Genomic DNA, 19,414 nt, shown 5'->3' on the forward strand with positions numbered 1-19,414 from the left:
CAGCTGAAGCCCGCCCTGGCCGGCGTAGGCCGGGAACGCCCAGAACCACAGCGGGTAGGTCAGCAGCGCCCAGCCGCAGGTCCAGAAGCTCACCGGAAGTGGACCTTCACCCTGCGCGAGGGCGTCACCTTCTCCGACGGCACGAAGCTCGACGCCGCCACGGTGAAGGCCTCCTTCGACCGGCTGCTCGACCCGAAGAACAAGTCGGCGGCCCTGTCCGCGTTCGACACCGTCCTCAAGGCAGGCGGCGTGAGCACCCAGGGCGACTCCACCGTCGTCTTCACCCTCGAACGGCCCTTCTCCGACTTCCCGTTCCTGGTGTCGGCGGGCAACTACAACGCGGTGATCCTCAAGGCGGACTACGCCGGCGACTTCGCCAAGCACGGCATCGGCACGGGCCCCTTCACCCTCAAGTCCTACGACGTCTCCACCGGCGCCTCCTTCGTCCGCAACCCGAAGTACTGGGACAACCCCAGGCCCTACCTCGACGGGGTGGACGTGAAGTTCTACGCCGACGACCAGGCCGACCTCGTCGCCCTGCAGTCCGGCGACATCGACGCCCAGTTCCTCAGCCGCCCGGCGCTGGTCGAACCCCTGGGCAACAGCGGGGGCATCACCGTCGACAAGGTCAGGGGGACCGGAGTCACCGTTCTCACCCTCCGCGTCGACAAGGCGCCCTTCGACCGGAAGGAGGTCCGCCAGGCCGTCGCCTACGCCCTCGACCGGCCCGCCGTCCGCCAGGCCGCCGGCAGCGGACTCGGCGACCTCGGCAACGATCACCTGTTCGCCCCGTTGTTCCCGGCCGCGCCCACCGAAATCGAGCAGCGTGCCAAGGACAAGGCGAAGGTCGCCGAACTGCTCAGGGCGGCCGGCCTGAAGAGCCTGCGCTTCACGCTCACCTTCGACCCGCCCAACAAGGACTACGCGGTCACTGTCCAGAGCCAGTTGAAGGAGGTCGGCATCACGGTCGACCTCGACCAGCGGTCCTCGAAGGAGTTCTACGGCGGTGACCAGGCCAAGGACACGCCCTGGCTGTTCACCACCGCCAACCTGGTCGGCTGGGCGGGCAGAGCCGTGCCCAGCCAGTTCATCATCCCGATGGTGAAGAGCAACGGCGTCTGGAACGGCTCGAAGTACGCCAACAAGGCCCTCGACGCGGCCGCCGAGGCCTACGACGCCGCCACCAGCGACGCCGAACGGCGCAAGCAGGCGGAGATCATCGCCAAGGCCCTGCACGAGGACGTGCCGATCGTCATCGCGTACTGGAGCGGCGCGGCGCGCGCCTACAACGGCACCAAATTCCGGGGCGTCGAGGCCCACCCCAGCCAGTACGTCGACTTCACCACCGTCTCCCGGGTCTGAGACATGACCAGGTTCCTGCTGCGGCGGCTCGCCGCGATACCGCTGACGCTGCTGGGGGTCTCGCTCCTGGTCTTCCTCGCCACCCAGGTCCTGCCCGGCGACGTGGCCCGCACCGTCCTCGGCCGCGAGGCGTCAGACGACTCCGTGCGCGCCCTCAACCACGAACTCGGCCTCGACCGGCCGCTCGTCGTGCAGTACGGCAGCTGGCTCGGGCACTTCGTCACCGGCGACTGGGGCACGTCGTACACCCTGCATGTGCCGGTGCGCGGGCTGCTCCTGGAGCGGCTGGGCCACTCGCTGTTCCTGGCGCTGTTCGCGTTCGTGCTGCTGGTGCCCGTCGCGCTCACGCTCGGCCTGATCGCGGGGCTGTACCACGGCCGGGTGCTGGACCGGACGATCACCGCCACGACCCTGGCGCTGGGCGCCACACCGGAGTTCGTCACCGGGGTCGTCCTGCTGGTGGTGTTCTCGGTGCAGTTGCGCTGGCTGCCCGCGTCCGCACAGACCCGGCCCGGGGCCGACGGCCTGGGCCAGACGCTGTGGCACCTGTTGCTGCCGGCGATCTCGCTTGTGCTGGTGTGCACCGGCTACGTTGCCCGGCACGTGCGCGCCAGCACCATCGCCGTCGTCGACGGCCCCTACGTGCGCGCGGCACGGCTGCGCGGGGCCGGCGCCGCCCGGATCGTCGTCCGGCACGTCCTGCGCAACGCCACGGTGCCGGCCACGAGCGCCCTCGGGGTCCAGTTGCAGTACCTGCTCGGCGGCATCGTCGTGGTGGAGCTGCTCTTCAACTACCCGGGTGCCGGCGCCCTGTTGCTTCAGTCCGCGCAGGACAAGGACCTGCCGACGCTGCAGGCGAGCGCGATGGTGCTGGGGGTCCTGTACATGCTGGTCGTGCTGCTGGCCGACGTGGTCTACCGGCTGCTGGATCCGCGGATCCGCCTCGGGGGTGCCGCTTGAGCACCGTGACCGTCGTGCTGCGGCCACTGGGACGGGTGGGGCGGCTGCCCCTCGCCTCTGTTCTCGGCGCGACCCTGATCGCGCTGTGGGCCACCGTCGCGCTGTTGTGGCCGCACCTGGTGCCGTACGACCCGGACGTCCAGCGCCCCCAGGACCGGTTCCTGGAACCGAGCGGTGAACACCTGCTCGGCACCGACCAGTTCGGCCGTGACGTCTTCTCCCGCATGCTGGCCGGGGCGCGCCCCGTCCTGGAAGTGGCACCCGCCGCGACCGCGCTGGCCGTCCTCGCCGGCACCGTGATCGGGCTGCTCGCCGGGGGCGTGGGCGGCTGGCTGGACGAGGTGGTGATGCGGATCGTCGACGCGCTCGTCGTCTTCCCCGCCGTGATCGCCGCTGTCCTGTTCGCGGCGCTGCTCGGCCGCTCCACCGGGGTACTGGTCCTCGTCGTCGCGGCCGCGCTGACGACGCTGGTCACGCGCAGCGTACGGGCGGCGACCCTCGTCGAGCGTGAGAAGCCGTACGTCGAGGCCGCGTTGCTCCGCGGTGAGCCGCTGTGGTCGCTGCTCGGCCGCGAGATCCTGCCCAACGTCCGCCGCACCGTGTACGTCGAGGCCACCTCCCGGCTCGGCGACGCCGTGTTCGCCGCCGCGACCCTCTCCTTCCTCGGCCTCGGCCAGCCCCCGGGCTCACCGGAATGGGGCGCCGCCGTCGCCGACAACCGGGTGTGGCTCGGCAACGCGCCCTGGACGGTCCTCGCACCCGCCCTCGCGATCGTCTCGCTGGTGGTCGGGGTCGCCCTGGTCGCGGACACCTCACGACGAGCCGCAGGGGACGAGACATGAGCACGGCCGAACAGGGGCTTGTCGTCGAGGAGTTGAGCACCGCCTACGGCTCCGACCAGGTGCTGTACGACGTGTCGTTCACGGTGGCCCCCGGCGAGATCTTCGGCCTGGTCGGCGAGTCGGGCTGCGGCAAGTCGACCCTGGCGTACGCGCTCGCCCGGCACTTCGCACCGGGCGGCAGGGTGCTGGGCGGTGCCGTACGGCTGGACGGCACCGACGTACTGGACCTCAGCGGGCGGCAGCTGAGGCAATGGCGGGCGTCCCGGCTCGCCTTCGTCCACCAGGACGCCGCGGGCTCGCTGGACCCGACGATGCGGATCGGCACCCAACTGGCCGAAGTCCTGCGCGGCAGCGGTCTGTCGCGTGCCGAGACCGCCGAGCGCGTCGTCGACCTCCTGCGCACGGTAAGGCTGCCCGACCCGGAGCGGCTCGCCCGCCGCTACCCGCACCAGCTCTCCGGCGGCCAGCAGCAGCGTGTCGTCATCGCCGCCGCTCTCGCCGCACAGCCCCGCCTGCTGATCCTCGACGAGCCGACGACGGGCCTCGACGCCTCGGTCGAGCACGAAGTGCTGGGCCTGCTCAAGGAGTTGCGGAGCCGACTCGACGCCGCCGTGGTCTTCGTCAGTCACGACCTCGGTCTGATCGGCCGGATGTGCGACCGGGTGGGCGTGCTGTACGCGGGGCGGCTGGTGGAGGCGGGGCCGGTGAGCGAGGTCCTGGCCGCCCCGGCCCACCCGTACACCGCGGGCCTCCTGGCGGCCGTGCCGGTGCTCGGCGCGACGCGCGCCGAACGCCCGCTGCGGCCCATCCCCGGCCGGCTGCCGCTACCCGGTGAGGCCACGACGGGCTGCGCCTTCGCGCCGCGCTGCGCGTTGGCGGAGGACGCGTGCAGGACGGCCGAACCCGCGCTGGACGCGGAGGCGGTACCGGGGCGGGCGGTGCGCTGCCTGCATCCGGGGGAGGCCCGGCCAGGGGCGCGCACGGCGCGCGGCCCACAACCGGACAGGTCCTCCGCCGTCCTGGTCGAAGTGCGGGACCTGGTACGGCGGTTCGGGAGCACCGTCGCCGTCGACCATGTCGACCTGACGATCCGCGAAGGCGAAGTTCTCGGTCTGGTGGGGGAGTCGGGCAGCGGCAAGACCACCCTCGCCCGGGCCGTCGCCGGGCTCGGCCCCGACGGCGAGGGCGAACTGCGCCTGCGCGGCGAACCGCTCCCCGCGCGCCTGAGCCGACGGGATGCCCAGGTACGCCCGCGCATCCAGATGGTCTTCCAGAACCCCGACGCCTCCCTCAACCCCAGCCACACCGTGCGCACCGTCCTGAGGAGAACGCTCGCCACGCTCGGAGATCCCTCCGCCGCGTCCCTCGACACCCTGCTGGACCGCACCAGCATCGACGCCGACCTCCTGGACCGCCGCCCCGCGCAGCTGTCCGGCGGGCAGAAGCAGCGCGTCTCCATCGCCCGGAGTTTCGCGGGCCGACCCGATCTGGTGATCTGCGACGAGCCTGTGTCCGCCCTGGACGTCAGCGTGCAGGCGGCCGTGCTCGAAGTGCTGGCCGATCAGCGGGACCGTACGGGGACGTCGTACCTCTTCATCTCCCACGATCTCGCGGTCGTCGGCCATCTCGCCGACCGGATCGCCGTCATGTACCGCGGGGCGATCGTCGAGCAGGGACGAGCGACCGACGTGCTGCGTGGTCCGTCGCACCCGTACACCGCCCTGCTGGTCGAGGCGGCCTCCCGCCCGGTGGCGGCCGGCCCACCCGCCGCCGTGGCGGACGCCCCGGCACGAGCGGGCGGCTGCCGGTTCGCCGACCGCTGTACGCGCCGCATCACCGGCCTGTGCGAGGACGTGCCGCCCCCGGAGCGGGACCTCGGCGATGGCCACGTCGTGCGCTGCCACCTGGACCTCTCCGACCTGCCCGCCGGGATCCCCGCCACCGCCGCGCCAGGCGTGGCCGCCGACCTCCTGTGACCCCATGACCGCCCCGACCACCGGGAGCCCTGATGACCACGACTGCAGCTACGACCGCGAATACCCCTACGAGCACCGCCGCCGAGGAGTTCGCCGGGCTGCCGAACGCCCCTGTCATCCAGCGCCGTTGGGTGACCGTCGCCACCGGCGGCCACGTCGGCGGCGTCTTCTGGCACCCGCAGAAGCCCACCGTCGTCCTCCTCCACGACGCCGGACTGAGCGCCCGATCCTGGGACGACGTACTGCTGGCCCTGGACCGGCCCGCCGTCGCCATCGACCTGCCCGGACACGGCCGCTCCAGCAGGCGCGGCCGGGGCGACTACCGCCCGCGCCGGCTGGCGGCCACGCTGGAGGAAGCGGTCCGCTCCTTCGCGCCGGGTGGCGTGCCCGTCGTGGGCGCCGGGTTCGGCGGGCTGGCCGCGATCGCGCTGAAGGCGAAGTTCCCGCGCGGCGCCGGGCGCCTCGTCCTCGTCGACGCGCTGCCCGGCGCATCGTCAGCCGGCCTGCGGCTGTGGCCCGAACCCAGCCCGGAGTTCGCCACCCGTGACGAGGCGGCGGCCTGGCTGGAGGAGCGCGGCGCGACCGACCCGGCCCGCACCGCCGAACTGGAGACCGAGCAGGCGGCGGACGGCACCTGGTCCTGGCGCCACCACCTCGGCAGCCTGCCCGCCGACGCGCCCACCGCCCTAGACGACGAGACGCTCTGGGAGCAACTCGCCACCGTCCAGGCCCCGTTGCTCATCCGAACCGAAGGTGGCCCGCTCGACGCGGCGTCCCTCGACCGATTCCGCGCCCAGGCACCCGACGGCGACATCGTCACCGTCCACGCCGACCCCCAGTCCCTCGCGGACGCCCTGCGACCCCTGACCCACTGAACCCCGAAGGAGCCTGAGCAATGTCGGACGACATCCCCGTCATCGATCTCGCCGCCGCCCTCGCCGCCGACGCCCCCGAGGACCTGCTCGCCACCGTGCGCACCGCCGCCGAGACCATCGGCATCATCCAGGTGGCCAACCACGGCGTGCCCACCGAGGTGATCGCCGGCTTCGACGACGGCTTCCGCCGTGTCCTCGACCTGCCGCGCGCGGAGAAGGAGCGACTGGCCAGCCCGACCGGACACCCCTACCGCGGCTGGCGGCAGTGGCCGGACGACTTCGGTCGCCTGGAGCTCGAACGGTTCAGCATCGCCCAGTACGACGACACGGAGGCGGCCAGGGCCGCCGGGCTGTCTGCCGAACACGCCTCCCTCTACGAGCACGCGAACGTCTGGCCGCCGCAGGAGCCCGGGCTGCGCGCGGCCACCCAGCGCTACCACGACGCCTTCGTGGACGTCGCCCGCCGCGTCCTCGGCCTCTACGCGCGCGTGCTGGACGTCCCCGCGCAGGCCTTCCCGCTCGGCGAGGACGTCTACACGACGGTGGTCGTCAACAACTACCCGAAGTGGCCGCACGCAGGCGCGTCGGACGAGGAGAAACTCCTCCTCCTGGAACACGCCGACAGCTCCGTGCTCACCGTGCTCCACCAGGCGGGCGACTACGCGGGCCTGCAGGGTCAGCGTCCCGACGGCACCTGGACCCCCGTACCGATCCGGCCGGACGCCCTCCAGGTGTTCACCGGCACCCTGCTCACCAACTGGACGGAGGGCCGGCTGCGTCCCGGGCGGCACCGCGTGGTGGCCGGTGGCTCGGTGACCCGGCGCTCCTCCGCGGTCTTCGTCCACCCGAGCCTGGACACGGTCGTCGCACCGCTGCCCGAGTTCGCCGACCCGGACGGCTCCGACTTCGAACCCGTCTCGGTGTGGGAGCGGGCCAGCGGTAACGTCGAGGAGTACCTTCGCGTGTTCGGCCGCCCCGAGCAGCTCGCGGCCTGGCGCGAGAACCGCCCCTACGTCGCGCAAGTCAGCGCGTGAGCCGGCCGGAGGAGAGCAGCTCATGACCACGTTCCCCACCGCACAGTCCGTGCGGACCACCCCGGAAGGCATCCTGTGGGAGCCCAGCGAGCGCTGGGTACGCGGCCGCAAGGGCGAGGTGACGGTCGTCGACAGTCGGCACCCCGTCCTGGTCTGGGAGCCGGGTGTCCCCGTCCCGCTGTACGCCTTCCCGCGCACCGAGGTCCGTGAGGACCTGCTCCGCCCCGCGAAGAACCCCCCGACCGGCACGCACACCGGCTCACGGATCTTCTACGACCTCGACATCGACGGCGACCTGCTGGAGAACGCCGCCTGGACCTTCCCGGCCGCCGACCTCGCCGACCACATCGCCTTCGAATGGTTCCGGCGCACCGGCCGGGGCCTCGACCACTGGTACGAGGAGGAGGAAGAGATCTTCGTCCACCCCCGCGACCCGCACAAACGCGTGGACGCCATCCCGAGCAGCCGCCACCTCGTGGTCCAGATCGACGGCACGGTCGTCGCGGACACCCACCGCCCCGTGCTGCTGTTCGAGACCGGCCTGCCCACGCGCTACTACGTCCCGCGCGAGGACGTCCGCCTCGACCTGCTCGAACCCACCGACCACCACACCGGCTGCCCCTACAAGGGCACGGCGGAGTACTGGTCCTGGCGCGGCGAGTCCGACATCCCGGCGAACGTCGTCTGGAGCTACCCGGACCCGCTGCCGGCGGTCGGCCCGATCAAGGGACTCCTCGCCTTCTACAACGAGGCCGTCGACATCACCGTCGACGGCGAACCCCAGGAACGCCCCGTCACACACTTCACCAGGACGCTCTCGGAGAGACCGCAGGCATGACGGTACCGGACCGCCGCATCCGTCCCGACTGACTGCGCCGGTCCACGTCCGGCACACCACGACGGGCCCGGGGCGCAGCCGGCAGCCACGCCCGTCGCCGGAGAACGGTCCGGCCCGGTCGCCGTCCCTGTCGCCTCGGACAACCTTGACCCGAATTCCCCGACCGAGCCATGGCTGCCCCCGTCAAAGGCGAGGTGGCCGGTGTGCGGCTCAGCCGTGATGTGCGTGAACTCCTGTACAAACGAAGTGAGTTCGTCCGGTGCGGTTCCGTGTCGTGCTGACGCGGGCGCCCCGCTGACAGCTTTCGGTCCGTGTGCTTCCATCGCGCCACGCCGTCGCCGGAGCCTCTGACCCGCCGCCGCGCCGCGCCGGACGACCGGCTGATCGTTCTCTTCCCGACGGCTCTGCCAACCGGCCTGCCGACCGAGCCAGTTGTGTGGACAGCGACCGTATCGACTCGCCCTGGCCCTGCACGAGATCGGCATCGACGGCGTGCTCCTCTACGACGGCTCGCTCGCGGAGCGGCGGGCCGACGCGGCGCTGCCGCTGGTGGCCGGGCCGGAAGAGGCCGACGCGGCCGAGGGCCGGGGCTGACCGCGGCCCGGGGATGTCGGGCATGGTCCGGAGCGATACCCGCGAACCGTTCCGCAGGCTGCCCCGCGACGAGGAAACGGATGAAGAGCACAAGTAACACGGTCTACGACGAGCTACGACACCGGCTCACCTCCGGCCGTGACCCACAGGACGCCTCCCTCGTCCCGCTGGCGCAGAGCGAGGAGTTCGCGGCCTCGCGCACGCCGGTGCGCGAGGCCCTGGCCCTGCTGGAGCGCGACGGACTCCTGGTGGGCACCCGCGTGGTTTCGCCGTACGGCAACGCTCCGACGAGGAGCTGCCCGACCTCTTCGAACTGCGCGCCGCGCTCGACGCCTTGCTCGCCTCCTCGGCGGCACTGCGGCGCAGTCCGGTCGACCTGGCCCGACTGGACACCACCGTCTCGTCCCTGCTGCACACCGTCGACGCCCAGGTGAAGACCAGCGCACCGTGGCAGACCCGCACGGTCGAGGACACCTTCGACGCGACCCTCGCCAAACACCGGGCGATCACCGAGGCGATCCGCCATGGAGACCCCGAGATGGCCCGGCTGCGCATGCTGGAACGCCATGAGCACGACCGGGACACGCGTATCCGGCAGAAGGTACGCCGGGACACCGGGGGCGAGCCACCGGCGGGCTGAGGACGGACGGGAACTGCCCGAGTCGCCCGTTGCCGGTTGCCGAATGGCCAGTCGTCCGGCAAACGCGCTCTTGTCATGACAGGTCGGGACGGCGGACGCTTGCAGCAGGCGCAGCGGTACGCGTACCGGACGTCGGATCCCCGACGGCCCTGAGGCGGCTCAGGAGGCTCCCGGATGTCGGTTCCACCGGAGTGCGGCGTTGATGGTGCTGCTGTCACCGAACACCAGGCGGAGGCGCTGGTCGAGGGAATCTGCTTCAGGACTGGCCCGCCACGCAGCGTCGGTGTCGAAGTGGAATGGCTCGTCCACAGGGAGCGTGCGCCGCACGACTCCGTGGGTCGCGAAGAGCTGGAAGCGGTCCACGCCGTATTGCGGACCCTGCCGCTGACATCGGGGCTGAGCGTCGAGCCCGGCGGGCAGGTGGAGCTGAGTTCCCGGCCGGCCCCGTCGCTGACCCGGTGCGTCTCGGAGGTCTCCGCCGATCTCGAGGCGGTGCGTACCGCGCTGCGCGAGTTCGGCCTGACACTCGCGGGCATGGGTGTCGATCCCTGGAATCCGCCCCGCCGGTTTCTGCGAGAGCCGCGCTACGACGCGATGGAGGCGTGTCTGGACCGTACGGGTCCGGCGGGTCGGATCCTGATGTGCAGCTCGGCCTCCGTCCAGGTGTGTCTTGATGCCGGACGGGAGGAACCCGGCGTGATGGGATTCGCGCGCCGCTGGTGGCTGGCACACCACCTGGGTGCGGTCCTGGTGGCGGCGTTCGCGAACTCGCCCATGGCCGAAGGCCGGGCCACGGGCTGGCTGTCGACGCGGCAACAGATGTGGACGGAACTCGACCCGGGACGGGCCGGCGGGCCCTTGCTGTCCCACGACCCGCGCCGCGCCTGGGTCCGGCGGGTCCTCGACGCACCGCTGATGTGCATACGGCGGGACGGCCCCTGGGAGGTGCCGGACGGAGTGAGCTTCCGCGAATGGACCCGCTCGCGCGGCATGCGCCCCCCGACCCACGCGGACCTCGACTATCACATCAGCACGCTGTTTCCGCCCGTCAGGCCGCGCGGACACCTGGAACTGCGGATGATCGACGCGCAGCCCGGCGAGGACGGGTGGATCGTTCCGCTCGCGGTGGTCACGGCCCTGTTCGACGACCCGACTGCCGCCACGCTCGCGAACGGGGCGGTGGAACCGCTGGCCGAGCGGGCCGCCGGAGCTCCCCCGCCGCACAATCCGCTGTGGACGGACGCGGCGCGCCACGGCCTTGCCGACCCGCAGCTGAAGCGCGCCGCCGTGACCTGTTTCGCCGCGGCACTGGACGCCCTGCCCCGGCTGGGGGCGAGCACCAGGGTCGTGGACGCCGTCGCGGCCTACGCCGACCGCTACGTCCACCGCGGCCGCTGCCCGGCGGACGACGTGCTTGACCGGGACCCGTCCGTACGGCCCCGGGCCCGGCGGTGACGCGGACGAACCGCGCTGCCGCGATCGCGATGCGGCGGGGGCCGCTCCGAGTGGAATGGCGAGGCGCGTCGTGCTGTTGCCGAAGAAGAGTTCCAGGCCGTCAGGACACCTGTGGAGCCCGAGAGCCGGGGTGTCCTCCGGCCCGTGTGTCGTCGATCGAACGGACAAGGACCCCACCCACGTGCGTGCATACGGATTCAAGTCGAACGGCGGACCGGAGGTCCTGGAGGAGATCCAGGTGCCGACCCCGAGGCCGGGCCCGGGTCAGGTCCTGATCGAGGTCGCGTACGCCGGGGTGAACTTCGCCGAGGTACAGCATCGCCGGGGTGAGTTCGGCGAGCCCGACGGCCCCGGCGGCTACGACGTGCCCGGGCTTGAGGTCTCCGGCACGGTGGCGGCACTCGGCAGCGGGGTGACGGGCCCGGTGGTCGGCGAGCAGGTTGCCGCCTACCTTCCGGCCTTCGGCGGATATGCGGAGTTCGCCGTGGCCGACGCGGACTTCGTCCGGCCCGTCGGCGGGCTCCCGCTTGCGGACGCGGCCGGGGTGCCGTGCGTGTATCCGACGGCCTACGGGGTGCTGATGGACGCGGGCCGGCTGCGCGCGGGCGAGACGGTCCTGATCCACGCGGCGGTCGGGGGAGTCGGTTCGGCCGCGGCGCGGATCGCGCGAGCGTACGGTGCCGCGCGGGTCTTCGGCACGGTCGGCACCGGGAGCAAGGCACAGCTGGCCGCCGGGCTGGGCTACGACGCGCTGTTCGTCCGGGACGAGTTCGAGGACGCGGTCCGGGAGGCCACCGTGGGTCGTGGGGTGGACCTGGTGCTGGACCCCGTCGGCGGCCCGGTACGGCGCGCCGGCCTGGAGGTACTGGCTCCTTTCGGCCGGGTGGTCACCTACGGGGACCTCGGACGTCACACCGACTGGACTGCAGACGTCTGGGATCTGTGGAAGAACAACAGGACCCTCGCCGGATACAACATCGGCGATGTCGCCCGCCGTTCCCCCGCCACCATCGGTGAGTACCTGTCCACGGCGTTGTCCGCGCTCGCCTCCGGAGCTCTGGCCCGCGTCCCGCCGACCGTCGTCTCGTCGTCGGACGTCGTCGAGGTCCACCGGCGCCACGAGGCCGGGCGGACCCATGGGAAGACCGTGCTGGCCCTCGCGGGGCACACCGCGGGCTGAGCCGGGCGGAGCGTTCTCCCGCCCTGCCGCACCCACGACCAGGGCACCCGTGCCGGTCCGGTGCGGCGGGCTCCTTTCGGTGCGGCGGATCCCGGGTTCCAGCAGTTCCGGGCCGAGCAGGCCGTCGGGGCCGTCGGGGATGAAATACGGCGTGACGTTGAAGTCGTCGATCGCGCCGTGCCGCACGCAGGGGCGAACTTGTCGGCCAGGTCGGGGGGTGCCGACGTCCCCGCGCTGCGGGCCGGGGGCGATGACGGGCTCGCGCAGCGACCAGCCGCGCGCTTCCGCCTACACCCGCCGTTCGGCCACGACCACGCGCGGTCGGCGACCCGCCGGGCCCCGAAGGAGCCGCCGTTCTCGGCGACGACCGGTTCCTCCGCGGGCAGCGGGCCCTCGGCGCCGCGGTCGGTCGGAGAGGCCACAACGAGACGACCGGTGGGGGTGGGCCGGCAGGGATCAGACGCGTGCGGATGGACAGCCGGCCGAGAGGCGCGGCAGTGGTCGACGTGGTGCGCCGTCCGCCAACGCGCGTGTCAGGGGCACCTGATGCGGGGGCTTCATGCCCCCAGGCCCAGCCCGGCCCACAGCTCCCGTTCCACTTCGCTGACCGGACGCACCCGCCCCATGGACGACCTCACCCACCAGATGCTGCCGGCCTGGCTGGACTACCGGCGTCGGCGCTGGCCGAACACCGCCAACTCCCACCTGCTCACCCGCTCCACCTCGCCGAGGTCTTCGGCCTGGACGAGAAGACGGCGATCCGCTACGCGGATTCCGCACGGGCCCTGCTGGAGCAGGCCGCCGAGGGCGGCCCTGTTGGGGCTCCTCGAAAAATCGAGAATCTCCAGAGCCGCTCGCGTTCTCTACTTGATTGAGGGGCTCAACAACAGCTCAGGGCCTCCCCTCGCGGCGCCGCTGTGGCCCTGACCGGGCGTCATCGCTTTGGGGAGGCGGCGCCGGTTGTCTCAGTGGCTGGTGGGTGCGTTCCAGTCGACCAGTTGGACGATGACGCCATTGGGGTCGCGGACCTGAAAGGCGCGCTCACCCCACTCCTCGTCCGTCAGCGGCATGGTGATCGCGACGCCTTCGGAGCGCAGGCGCGCCAGCTCGCCTTCGAGGTCCTCGACGACGAAGGCCAGGATCAGACCTGCGGCGTGCTCGTCGCGCTGGTCTGCCGGGAGGGAATCCAGCCCCCGCCGCAAGAAGATGACGTTCATGCCGGCGTCGTCGCGCGTCAGAGACGCGAAGCCGTCGGCGGCCATCTCCTCGCGGAAACCGAAGTGCTCGACGAGGAAGGCGCTGGATGCGGGGACATCGGCGACGTTGAGCGAAACGGCACTAGAGGTGATCTTCATGAAAACTCCTCCAAGATCGCACTGAGCACATTCTCTGTACGCAGTACAATGTACATCGTACAGAGTCCGATTGCGAGAGGATGACCCGCGTGCCAACGGAACGAACCAGCTCGGGCGACCCAGCCCGCACCCTGCAACTGCTGTGGCGCGGCTCTTCCCCTGACCGTCGCCGAGGACCACGACGGGGGTTGAGCGTCGACGCGGTGGTCGAGGCCGCCACCGCCATCGCCGACGCTGAAGGCCTGGACGCGGTGACCATGCGCCGGGTGGCCAAGGAACTCGGCGTGGTGCCGATGACGCTGTACACCTACGTCCCCGGCAAGGCCGAGCTCCTCGACCTCATGCTCGACACCGCCTACGCCCGCATGCCCCGCACCGACACCACCGGACAGCCCTGGCGTCAACGCGTCACCGCTATCGCCGAGGAGAACAAGGCCCTCTTCGAACGCCACCCATGGGCCGCGGCCGTCTCCACCGTCAGGCCTCCGCTGGGGCCGGGGCAGATGTCAAAGTACGAGCACGAACTGTCTGGGCTCGACGGCCTCGGCCTCAGCGACGTCGAGATGGATGACTGCCTGACCCACCTGCTCACCTTCGTGCAAGCATGCGCCCGCGCCGTCGCCGACGTCCGCGCCGCACAGCACGACAGCGCCCTGAACGACCAACAATGGTGGGAGCTGAACGCCCCGCTCCTCGCCCGGGTCCTCGACGAGAACGCCTACCCCACTGCCGTCCGCGTCGGCGCAGCCGCAGGCGCCGCACACAGCAGTGCCTACGACCCCGCCCACGCCTACTCCTTCGGCCTGCAACGCGTCCTCGACGCCTTCGCCGCCCTGATCGACCGAAGCGGAGACGCGAAGACATCGACTTCACCGCACCGGCACGACGCCATTGCCCCGTGAGTCGGCGCACCTGTCGCCGATACTCCGGCTGGGGAACTCGGTGAGGAGGTCTGGCTCTTCTCCGAGCACAGGGTGGTGCAAACAGCCTCATCAGCCAAGCGAGTTGAGTGCGAAACCGCGGGCTCATCGCCCAGAAGCAGGGGTCGCACCCGCGGGTTCGCGCTGAAGGGCCATCAGTTTCCCTGAACCACGGGGACCAGGGCCCTGTTGTCCCGAAGCTACGGCGAAGTGACAAGTAGCTTTCTGTAGCGGATCTTGGGGCTGTGTTTGTCAGCGTCGAGCCAAGTTCAACGAAACTCCCGCCAGAGTCTCTCTACTGGGGGATGTCGATCAGGACGCGGCCGCGGCCGCCGGCGTCGATGCGGTCGTGGGCCTTGGCGATGCCGATGAGCGGGAAGCGGTCACCGGCATCGACGGTGAGGGCGCCGACGGCGGCTGCGGCGGTGAGGTCGCGGGCGGCCTGGCGTTTGGCCTCGGTGGGGAAGTCGTCGCTGCCGAGCAGGCGCAGGGTGATGTTGTTGAAAAGCAGGGTCCAGAACGGGATCTCGGTGCGGTCGTCACGGGTGGCGTAGGCGGCGATGACCGCGCCGTTCGCGGCGACGGCGTCGTCCAGGTCGGCGTTGTCGGACAGGGCGACCTCGATGATCCGGTCCACGCCGCCGGGTGCGTGGGCGCGTATCGCGGCGGCGGGGTCGCCCGAGTCGAGGGCGACGGCGTGGGAGACGACCTCGGGATCGATCCTGTCCAGTTCGGTGCCGCGTCGGACAGTGCCGATGACCGTGGCCCCGCCCCAGCGGGCGAGCTGGGCGGCCAGCGAGCCGACCCCGCCGAGCACGCCGTTGACCAGCACCAGTTTGCCGTCGACGGGGCCGTCGGCGCACGCTCGGGGGTAGCCGCTGACATGCGGGCGGTGCCCGCGCGAACTCAGGGCTCCGCCGGCCTCTCCCCGCTGATCCGCCTCTCCCTGGACCGCCCCGGCACCCCTGTGGCCCACCGGATCGCCGGGCCAGCGTGGATGGCACAGACCTCGAGTCGTGTCCTCCGAAGAGGGTGACCTCCCATCCGAAATGGCTAACTCTGCTGCCAAACAGGGAAGGGTGCGCAAGTGCGGTGCCAGATTGGATGCCATGAGCCATGCCATCCATCCGGTGTTCTGCACCATCGTGCCTCCGCACATCCTCGACCGGCTCGCCCAGTCGGAGGACCCAATGGTTTTCGAGCCCGCCCGGCGCACCCTGGAGCACGACAACGTGCTGCGCACTCGGCGACGGGTCACCACACTGCGGACCGCCGCTCCTGCGGGCAGTGCCTCGGACAAACCGCAGTGCACGATCTACGACGCCGGGCACCGCGAGACCATGCCCGGCCATAAGGTGCGCGCGGAGGGCGACGCACCGTCCAAGGACGCCACCGTCAACCGCGCCGACGCCGGGCTGAGCGCCACCTTCGACTTCTATCTCAAGGTGTTCGGGCGGCACTCCATCGACGGTTCCGGACTGCCGCTGGACGCCACCGTCCACTACAGCGACAAGTACGGCAACGCTTTCTGGGACGGCTCCCAGATGGTCTTCGGTGACGGAGACGGCAACGTCTTCCTCGACTTCACGATTTCGGTCGACGTCATCGGCCACGAACTCACGCATGGAGTCACCCAGTACACGGCCAACCTGGAGTATTACGGCCAGTCGGGCGCGCTCAACGAATCCGTCGCGGACGTCTTCGGCTCGCTGATCAAGCAGTACGCGCTGGGGCAGTCCGTCGAGGAAGCCGACTGGCTGATCGGAGCCGGCCTGCTGGGACCGAACGTGAACCAGGGCGAGGCTCTGCGCTCGCTGAAGGCGCCCGGCACGGCCTACGACGACGACGTGCTGGGCAAGGACCCGCAGCCCGCGACGATGGACGACTACGTCCGGACGAGCCGCGACAACGGCGGCGTGCACATCAACTCAGGCATCCCCAACCACGCCTTCTACCGGCTGGCCACCGACCTCGGCGGCAACGCCTGGGAGCGTGCCGGAAAGATCTGGTATGCCACGCTGACCGGCGGAGAGCTGGCGAGCGACGCTGACTTCGCGGCCTTCGCCCGGCTGACAGCGGCCTCAGCCCGGACGCTCTTCGGCGAGGGAGACGAGCTCCAGGCCGTGCTCAAGGCATGGTCGTCGGTAGGAGTGCCCGCCTCGTAGTGCTGGGCGATCGGCCGGCCGAAGGGCGCGGATGCCCCGCACCGACCCCGGCCGCTCACCGGCGTCGGCCCCAGACTCCTCGACCCATGCGGGCGGGTCGCCGTAGGACCGCCCGCATACCTTGCTCTTCCAAGCGTTCACCAGCCATCGGTGGTCCTTCAAGGCCCCTTGCCGAGCCCGCGTCGTTGTCCGTGCAGGCCGCGAGGTAGTCCGCCCAGCTGTCCTGCACCCGATGCGCGGTCGGTGACCGCGTGCACCAACTCCTCGCGCAAGGGGGCCGGCCCGGCGGCCCATCGCTGATGCCCGAGGACCAGGAAGCCGACCGGGTAGAGGTCGTCGTCGGAGCCGCCGTCGATCCCGGCGACGAACAGGCCCTGGTGGGCGATGAACCCGTGGTGGGCGGCGCCGTCGGCGCAGGGCGTCCAGATCTGTTCGGCGGGGTGCAGGGTGCCGTCGTCGCCCTCGCTGGTCTCGATCTCGTACAGAGCCGAGGTCACGCGCTCACCCCGCGATGGCGTCGGCCAGGAGCGCGGTGATGTCGGCGCCGTGCGGGTCGGTGTAGCTGTCGTGGTCGCTGATGTGGATCTCGGAGTCCTTCGCGGTGACGGTGAAGCCGGGGATGACGAGTGCGGCGCGGCCTTCCAGCTCGGTGTTGAGGCGGTTGGCGTCGCGAGAGGCCAGCCAGGTCTGGGTGTAGGGCCCGAGGCGCAGCAGCGTGTAGCCGGTGCCGTCGGCGCGACGGGCTTCGACGTGGACGCCGTAGTGGGCGGGGCCCATGCCGACGTCGTCGGGAAGGGGCAGGTTGGCGGCAGCGTGGGTGAGCATCGCGTAGGCCGGCTGCCAGAGACCAAGGATCACGGTCGTCTCGCAGCGCAGCCAGCCCCGTTCGGTGTAGCCGAGCTGGCGGCCGTGGCGGTAGGCCGCGGCGTGCGGGGTGTCGGGGTGGACCAGGGCCACGGCTATCATCTCGGTGCCGTGGTCGTCGCCGGGCCGGGTGTGCGCGCGCTCGATGAACGGGCCGACGCGCACGGCGACGTCCTGGGAGCGGCCGGGCGTCCAGGGCTCCGGGTCGCGTACGGCGGCGAGCATCGCGCGGAACTGGTCGACGACGGCCTGGTCCTCGGGGGTGAGGGCTCCGGGGGCGTGGCCGCAGCGGCGGAAGCGACGGATCATCGGGCGGTCTCCTTCTCGGCGTTGGCGGTGCGGGGGCCGGCGGGCGTCTTGAGGACGCGCGGCAGATGGACGTGCAGGTGCTCGACTACGATCTCGCGGCCGCGGTCGCGGAGTTCGCGGGCCAGGAGTTCGGTAAGACCGCTGGCCCTTTTCGGGACTAAGAAAACGATCAAGAGGTACCCACCCGGCTCTGTGGACGTCAGACTGCCTGCATGGGTGAACTGGGAATAGCGTTGATCGCCGCAGGATCAGCCCTCGCAGGCAGCATCGTCACCGGCTGGTTCACGCGGAGTGCAGGCCACCGTCAGGCCGCTGCCGCTCAGCATGCGGGTGACCGGCAGGCAGACGCCCTGCTTCAGACCGTCCAGGAGACTCTCAAGGCTCAGCGCGTGGCGAATGATGTGGCAAACCGACGGCTTGTCCTTGCGGAGTTCGTTCGTGCCGCTGAGACGGCTCGTCGCGCCGTTGAAGCTGACGAGATCGACACGCCAAAAACTGCCGATCTTGAACGGGCCAAAGCGGTGTTGGAGGTTGAGCTGTATCCGGATGACGCGGCCGGCTATGACATCTGCAATGTGATGCGACGCGTTGCGCGGACAGCGTTGATCCGCGACGAGGGGACGGAGTACCGCTCTGCCCGCGATCTACTCATTCGTGAGGCGTTCCATGCGCTGCGGCGTACCGAGCGCGACGAGATCCTTCGTTGAGCCACGCGGTCCATGGACCACGATGGAGTGGTCAGCAAACGGGGAAGGATCTCCAGGTTCTTCGGGGCCACACAGAAGAGACTCCGATTCGAGTGCCTTGCACCGGGGGGACAAGTGGATCAGGGCGTGGCCGCTGTCGTGGCTTCCGCAGTGACGGGCGTAACCGCAGTTGCTGTCGGAGGGGTGACCTACCTCGCCACGCGGCTGCAGTCCCGCACTGAGCACATGCTTTGGCGGAGCCAGTCTCGGCTAGAGACGTATCTGCAGTGGCTCGACCTTGCAGGGACAGCGCACAATACGGCCTTGCGGGCGCTGGACACTGTCGAGGATGATCTGCCTGAAGCAGCGGCAATAGCGAGGGCAGGACGGCAGCAGGGAGAAGATCTACTCAAGCTGCTACTCACTCTTGACCTCCATGGCCCTGCCTATCTCGCCGACCAGTTCAGATACCACAGCGCCACGGTCGTGTTCCTCTTCGATGACATCGCCGCTCTCAGCTCGCCAGTGGCCGAGGAAACCGTGCTTGGCCTAGTAGCCAGGCACACCGAATGCGGAAGACAACTCAACGCGCTGAGGGACGAGGCGCGCGAGGCCCTCGACACCCCAACACGTCGCCGTGAACGATTCCTTGAGCGGCTGACACCGGAGGCTTGGTGCCGGCTGAACCGGTAGCGTCCGGCAGCCTGGGCCCGGATCCACGCACGAGTGTCCTCGATCGGATCGGCTCCACCACCCTTCCCTCTTCATCGACGACCAGCCAGGGCACCGCCCCTATGCCCGCGGCCACCCACCCCGAGCGCGGCAGGGCGATCAACTGGATGTCACGAGATCCTGCGTCCAACTCCGCTGCGCTCCTTCATCGTTCGAATGCACAACGTCTACCGACTAGGCCATGCGGGGGATGCGCCCGCACCCGGCGTGTCGCCCGCTAGCCCGGTCAACACCTCTGTGCCTGCCGCCTGCACATCCGATGGCGATGCGGCGGGGGCCGGCGGGCAGGTCGGCGAGGTTGACGAGCAGTTCGCGGGCGCCGGGGGTGTTCAGGACGACGTCCTGGACGCGGGGGTTGAGGCCGTCGAGGTCGAGGATGTCGCGGGCGGCGGCGGGGTCGCGGAGCCGGTCGCGGACGTCCTCGATCCGGTCGGCGGCGGGCGGGACGGGGGAGCCGTCCGGGCCGGTGGGAAGGTGCAGGTAGCCGAACGAGATCAGTCGGATCGGGTGCAAGGGGGGCCTCCTGCTCGGAGCGAAGGGCGCGAATGTGCGGAGCGCCGCGCCGGGCCGGGCACACCACTCGTCGCCCACGTCACCGGACGGCTGAACGCGCGCGACCCTGACCCG

The 19,414-nt window shown here is 70.9% G+C and carries 21 protein-coding genes and 1 pseudogene; 16 read left to right on the forward strand and 6 right to left on the reverse strand.

Going from position 1 to position 19,414, the window contains the following annotated elements:
• Positions 1-111 precede the first annotated feature (111 nt).
• The 12 genes from ABZ937_RS41950 to ABZ937_RS42005 all read left to right on the forward strand — a co-directional run bounded on the left by ABZ937_RS41950 (position 112) and on the right by ABZ937_RS42005 (position 11,756).
• Positions 112-1,362 carry an ABC transporter substrate-binding protein gene (locus ABZ937_RS41950; RefSeq protein WP_361700772.1) on the forward strand — a complete coding sequence of 417 codons (1,251 nt, stop codon included), beginning with the start codon at positions 112-114 and terminating at the stop codon, positions 1,360-1,362.
• Between the two features lie 3 nt (positions 1,363-1,365).
• Entirely contained in the window at positions 1,366-2,322 is a 957-nt protein-coding gene (locus ABZ937_RS41955) for an ABC transporter permease (protein WP_361700720.1), read from the forward strand.
• A gap of 5 nt (positions 2,323-2,327) precedes the next feature.
• Positions 2,328-3,164, forward strand: coding sequence for an ABC transporter permease (locus ABZ937_RS41960; RefSeq protein ID WP_361700774.1), 837 nt, complete (start codon positions 2,328-2,330; stop codon positions 3,162-3,164).
• Entirely contained in the window at positions 3,161-5,140 is a 1,980-nt protein-coding gene (locus ABZ937_RS41965) for an ABC transporter ATP-binding protein (RefSeq protein ID WP_361700723.1), read from the forward strand. The genes ABZ937_RS41960 and ABZ937_RS41965 overlap by 4 nt, the downstream gene beginning before the upstream one ends.
• A 32-nt stretch (positions 5,141-5,172) precedes the next feature.
• A complete protein-coding gene (locus tag ABZ937_RS41970) occupies positions 5,173-6,015 on the forward strand; it encodes an alpha/beta hydrolase (protein WP_361700725.1) in 843 nt (280 codons plus the stop codon).
• 20 nt (positions 6,016-6,035) lie between these two features.
• Positions 6,036-7,049, forward strand: a complete 1,014-nt coding sequence (locus ABZ937_RS41975) for a 2-oxoglutarate and iron-dependent oxygenase domain-containing protein (RefSeq protein ID WP_361700728.1) — start codon at positions 6,036-6,038, stop codon at positions 7,047-7,049.
• A gap of 22 nt (positions 7,050-7,071) precedes the next feature.
• Positions 7,072-7,887, forward strand: a complete 816-nt coding sequence (locus ABZ937_RS41980; protein ID WP_361700730.1) for a DUF427 domain-containing protein — start codon at positions 7,072-7,074, stop codon at positions 7,885-7,887.
• 432 nt (positions 7,888-8,319) lie between these two features.
• Positions 8,320-8,481 carry a hypothetical protein gene (locus ABZ937_RS41985; protein ID WP_361700733.1) on the forward strand — a complete coding sequence of 54 codons (162 nt, stop codon included), beginning with the start codon at positions 8,320-8,322 and terminating at the stop codon, positions 8,479-8,481.
• Positions 8,482-8,561: 80 nt separating this feature from the next.
• Positions 8,562-8,915: a GntR family transcriptional regulator gene (locus ABZ937_RS41990; protein WP_361700736.1), complete on the forward strand. Its 354-nt coding sequence runs from the start codon at positions 8,562-8,564 to the stop codon at positions 8,913-8,915.
• Positions 8,816-9,121: an FCD domain-containing protein gene (locus ABZ937_RS41995; protein ID WP_361700739.1), complete on the forward strand. Its 306-nt coding sequence runs from the start codon at positions 8,816-8,818 to the stop codon at positions 9,119-9,121. The genes ABZ937_RS41990 and ABZ937_RS41995 overlap by 100 nt, the downstream gene beginning before the upstream one ends.
• Before the next feature lie 174 nt (positions 9,122-9,295).
• A complete protein-coding gene (gene egtA / locus ABZ937_RS42000; protein WP_361700742.1) occupies positions 9,296-10,576 on the forward strand; it encodes an ergothioneine biosynthesis glutamate--cysteine ligase EgtA in 1,281 nt (426 codons plus the stop codon).
• A 181-nt stretch (positions 10,577-10,757) separates the two neighbouring features.
• Positions 10,758-11,756, forward strand: coding sequence for a zinc-binding dehydrogenase (locus ABZ937_RS42005; protein WP_361700745.1), 999 nt, complete (start codon positions 10,758-10,760; stop codon positions 11,754-11,756).
• Positions 11,757-12,721: 965 nt separating this feature from the next.
• On the opposite strand, the gene ABZ937_RS42010 is transcribed toward ABZ937_RS42005, so the two are convergent.
• Positions 12,722-13,111, reverse strand: coding sequence for a VOC family protein (locus ABZ937_RS42010; RefSeq protein ID WP_361700748.1), 390 nt, complete (start codon positions 13,109-13,111; stop codon positions 12,722-12,724).
• A gap of 89 nt (positions 13,112-13,200) precedes the next feature.
• Between ABZ937_RS42010 and ABZ937_RS42015 the strand changes: the two genes are divergently transcribed.
• The gene (locus ABZ937_RS42015) at positions 13,201-14,013 is read left to right on the forward strand and encodes a TetR/AcrR family transcriptional regulator (protein WP_361700750.1); all 813 of its coding nucleotides are present in this window, start codon (positions 13,201-13,203) and stop codon (positions 14,011-14,013) included.
• A gap of 313 nt (positions 14,014-14,326) precedes the next feature.
• Here ABZ937_RS42015 and ABZ937_RS42020 read toward each other — a convergent pair.
• Positions 14,327-14,890 (reverse strand): annotated as a pseudogene (locus ABZ937_RS42020) (zinc-binding dehydrogenase); the annotation flags it as partial.
• Between the two features lie 250 nt (positions 14,891-15,140).
• Between ABZ937_RS42020 and ABZ937_RS42025 the strand changes: the two are divergent.
• A complete protein-coding gene (locus ABZ937_RS42025; RefSeq protein WP_361700753.1) occupies positions 15,141-16,196 on the forward strand; it encodes a M4 family metallopeptidase in 1,056 nt (351 codons plus the stop codon).
• A 158-nt stretch (positions 16,197-16,354) separates the two neighbouring features.
• Here the strand turns inward: ABZ937_RS42025 and ABZ937_RS42030 are convergent, their stop codons facing one another.
• From ABZ937_RS42030 to ABZ937_RS42040, 3 genes are read right to left on the reverse strand one after another with little or no spacing between them, the layout of a single operon-like run.
• Positions 16,355-16,693 carry a hypothetical protein gene (locus ABZ937_RS42030; RefSeq protein ID WP_361700756.1) on the reverse strand — a complete coding sequence of 113 codons (339 nt, stop codon included), beginning with the start codon at positions 16,691-16,693 and terminating at the stop codon, positions 16,355-16,357.
• A 4-nt stretch (positions 16,694-16,697) separates the two neighbouring features.
• Positions 16,698-17,369 carry a hypothetical protein gene (locus ABZ937_RS42035; RefSeq protein WP_361700759.1) on the reverse strand — a complete coding sequence of 224 codons (672 nt, stop codon included), beginning with the start codon at positions 17,367-17,369 and terminating at the stop codon, positions 16,698-16,700.
• On the reverse strand, positions 17,366-17,542 hold the full coding sequence (locus ABZ937_RS42040; RefSeq protein WP_361700762.1) for a hypothetical protein: 177 nt from the start codon (positions 17,540-17,542) through the stop codon (positions 17,366-17,368). Before ABZ937_RS42040 ends, ABZ937_RS42035 begins: the two co-directional genes overlap by 4 nt.
• A 39-nt stretch (positions 17,543-17,581) precedes the next feature.
• Between ABZ937_RS42040 and ABZ937_RS42045 the strand changes: the two genes are divergently transcribed.
• Complete coding sequence (locus tag ABZ937_RS42045; protein ID WP_361700764.1) at positions 17,582-18,076, forward strand: hypothetical protein; 495 nt, start codon at positions 17,582-17,584, stop codon at positions 18,074-18,076.
• A 126-nt stretch (positions 18,077-18,202) separates the two neighbouring features.
• Complete coding sequence (locus tag ABZ937_RS42050) at positions 18,203-18,748, forward strand: hypothetical protein (protein ID WP_361700767.1); 546 nt, start codon at positions 18,203-18,205, stop codon at positions 18,746-18,748.
• 213 nt (positions 18,749-18,961) lie between these two features.
• Here ABZ937_RS42050 and ABZ937_RS42055 read toward each other — a convergent pair whose 3' ends face one another.
• Complete coding sequence (locus ABZ937_RS42055; RefSeq protein ID WP_361700769.1) at positions 18,962-19,300, reverse strand: hypothetical protein; 339 nt, start codon at positions 19,298-19,300, stop codon at positions 18,962-18,964.
• Between the last annotated feature and the right edge of the window lie 114 nt (positions 19,301-19,414).

Origin of the sequence: Streptomyces sp. NPDC046727 (genome assembly GCF_040645635.1) — a bacterium.
In the GTDB taxonomy this organism is placed as follows: domain Bacteria; phylum Actinomycetota; class Actinomycetes; order Streptomycetales; family Streptomycetaceae; genus Streptomyces.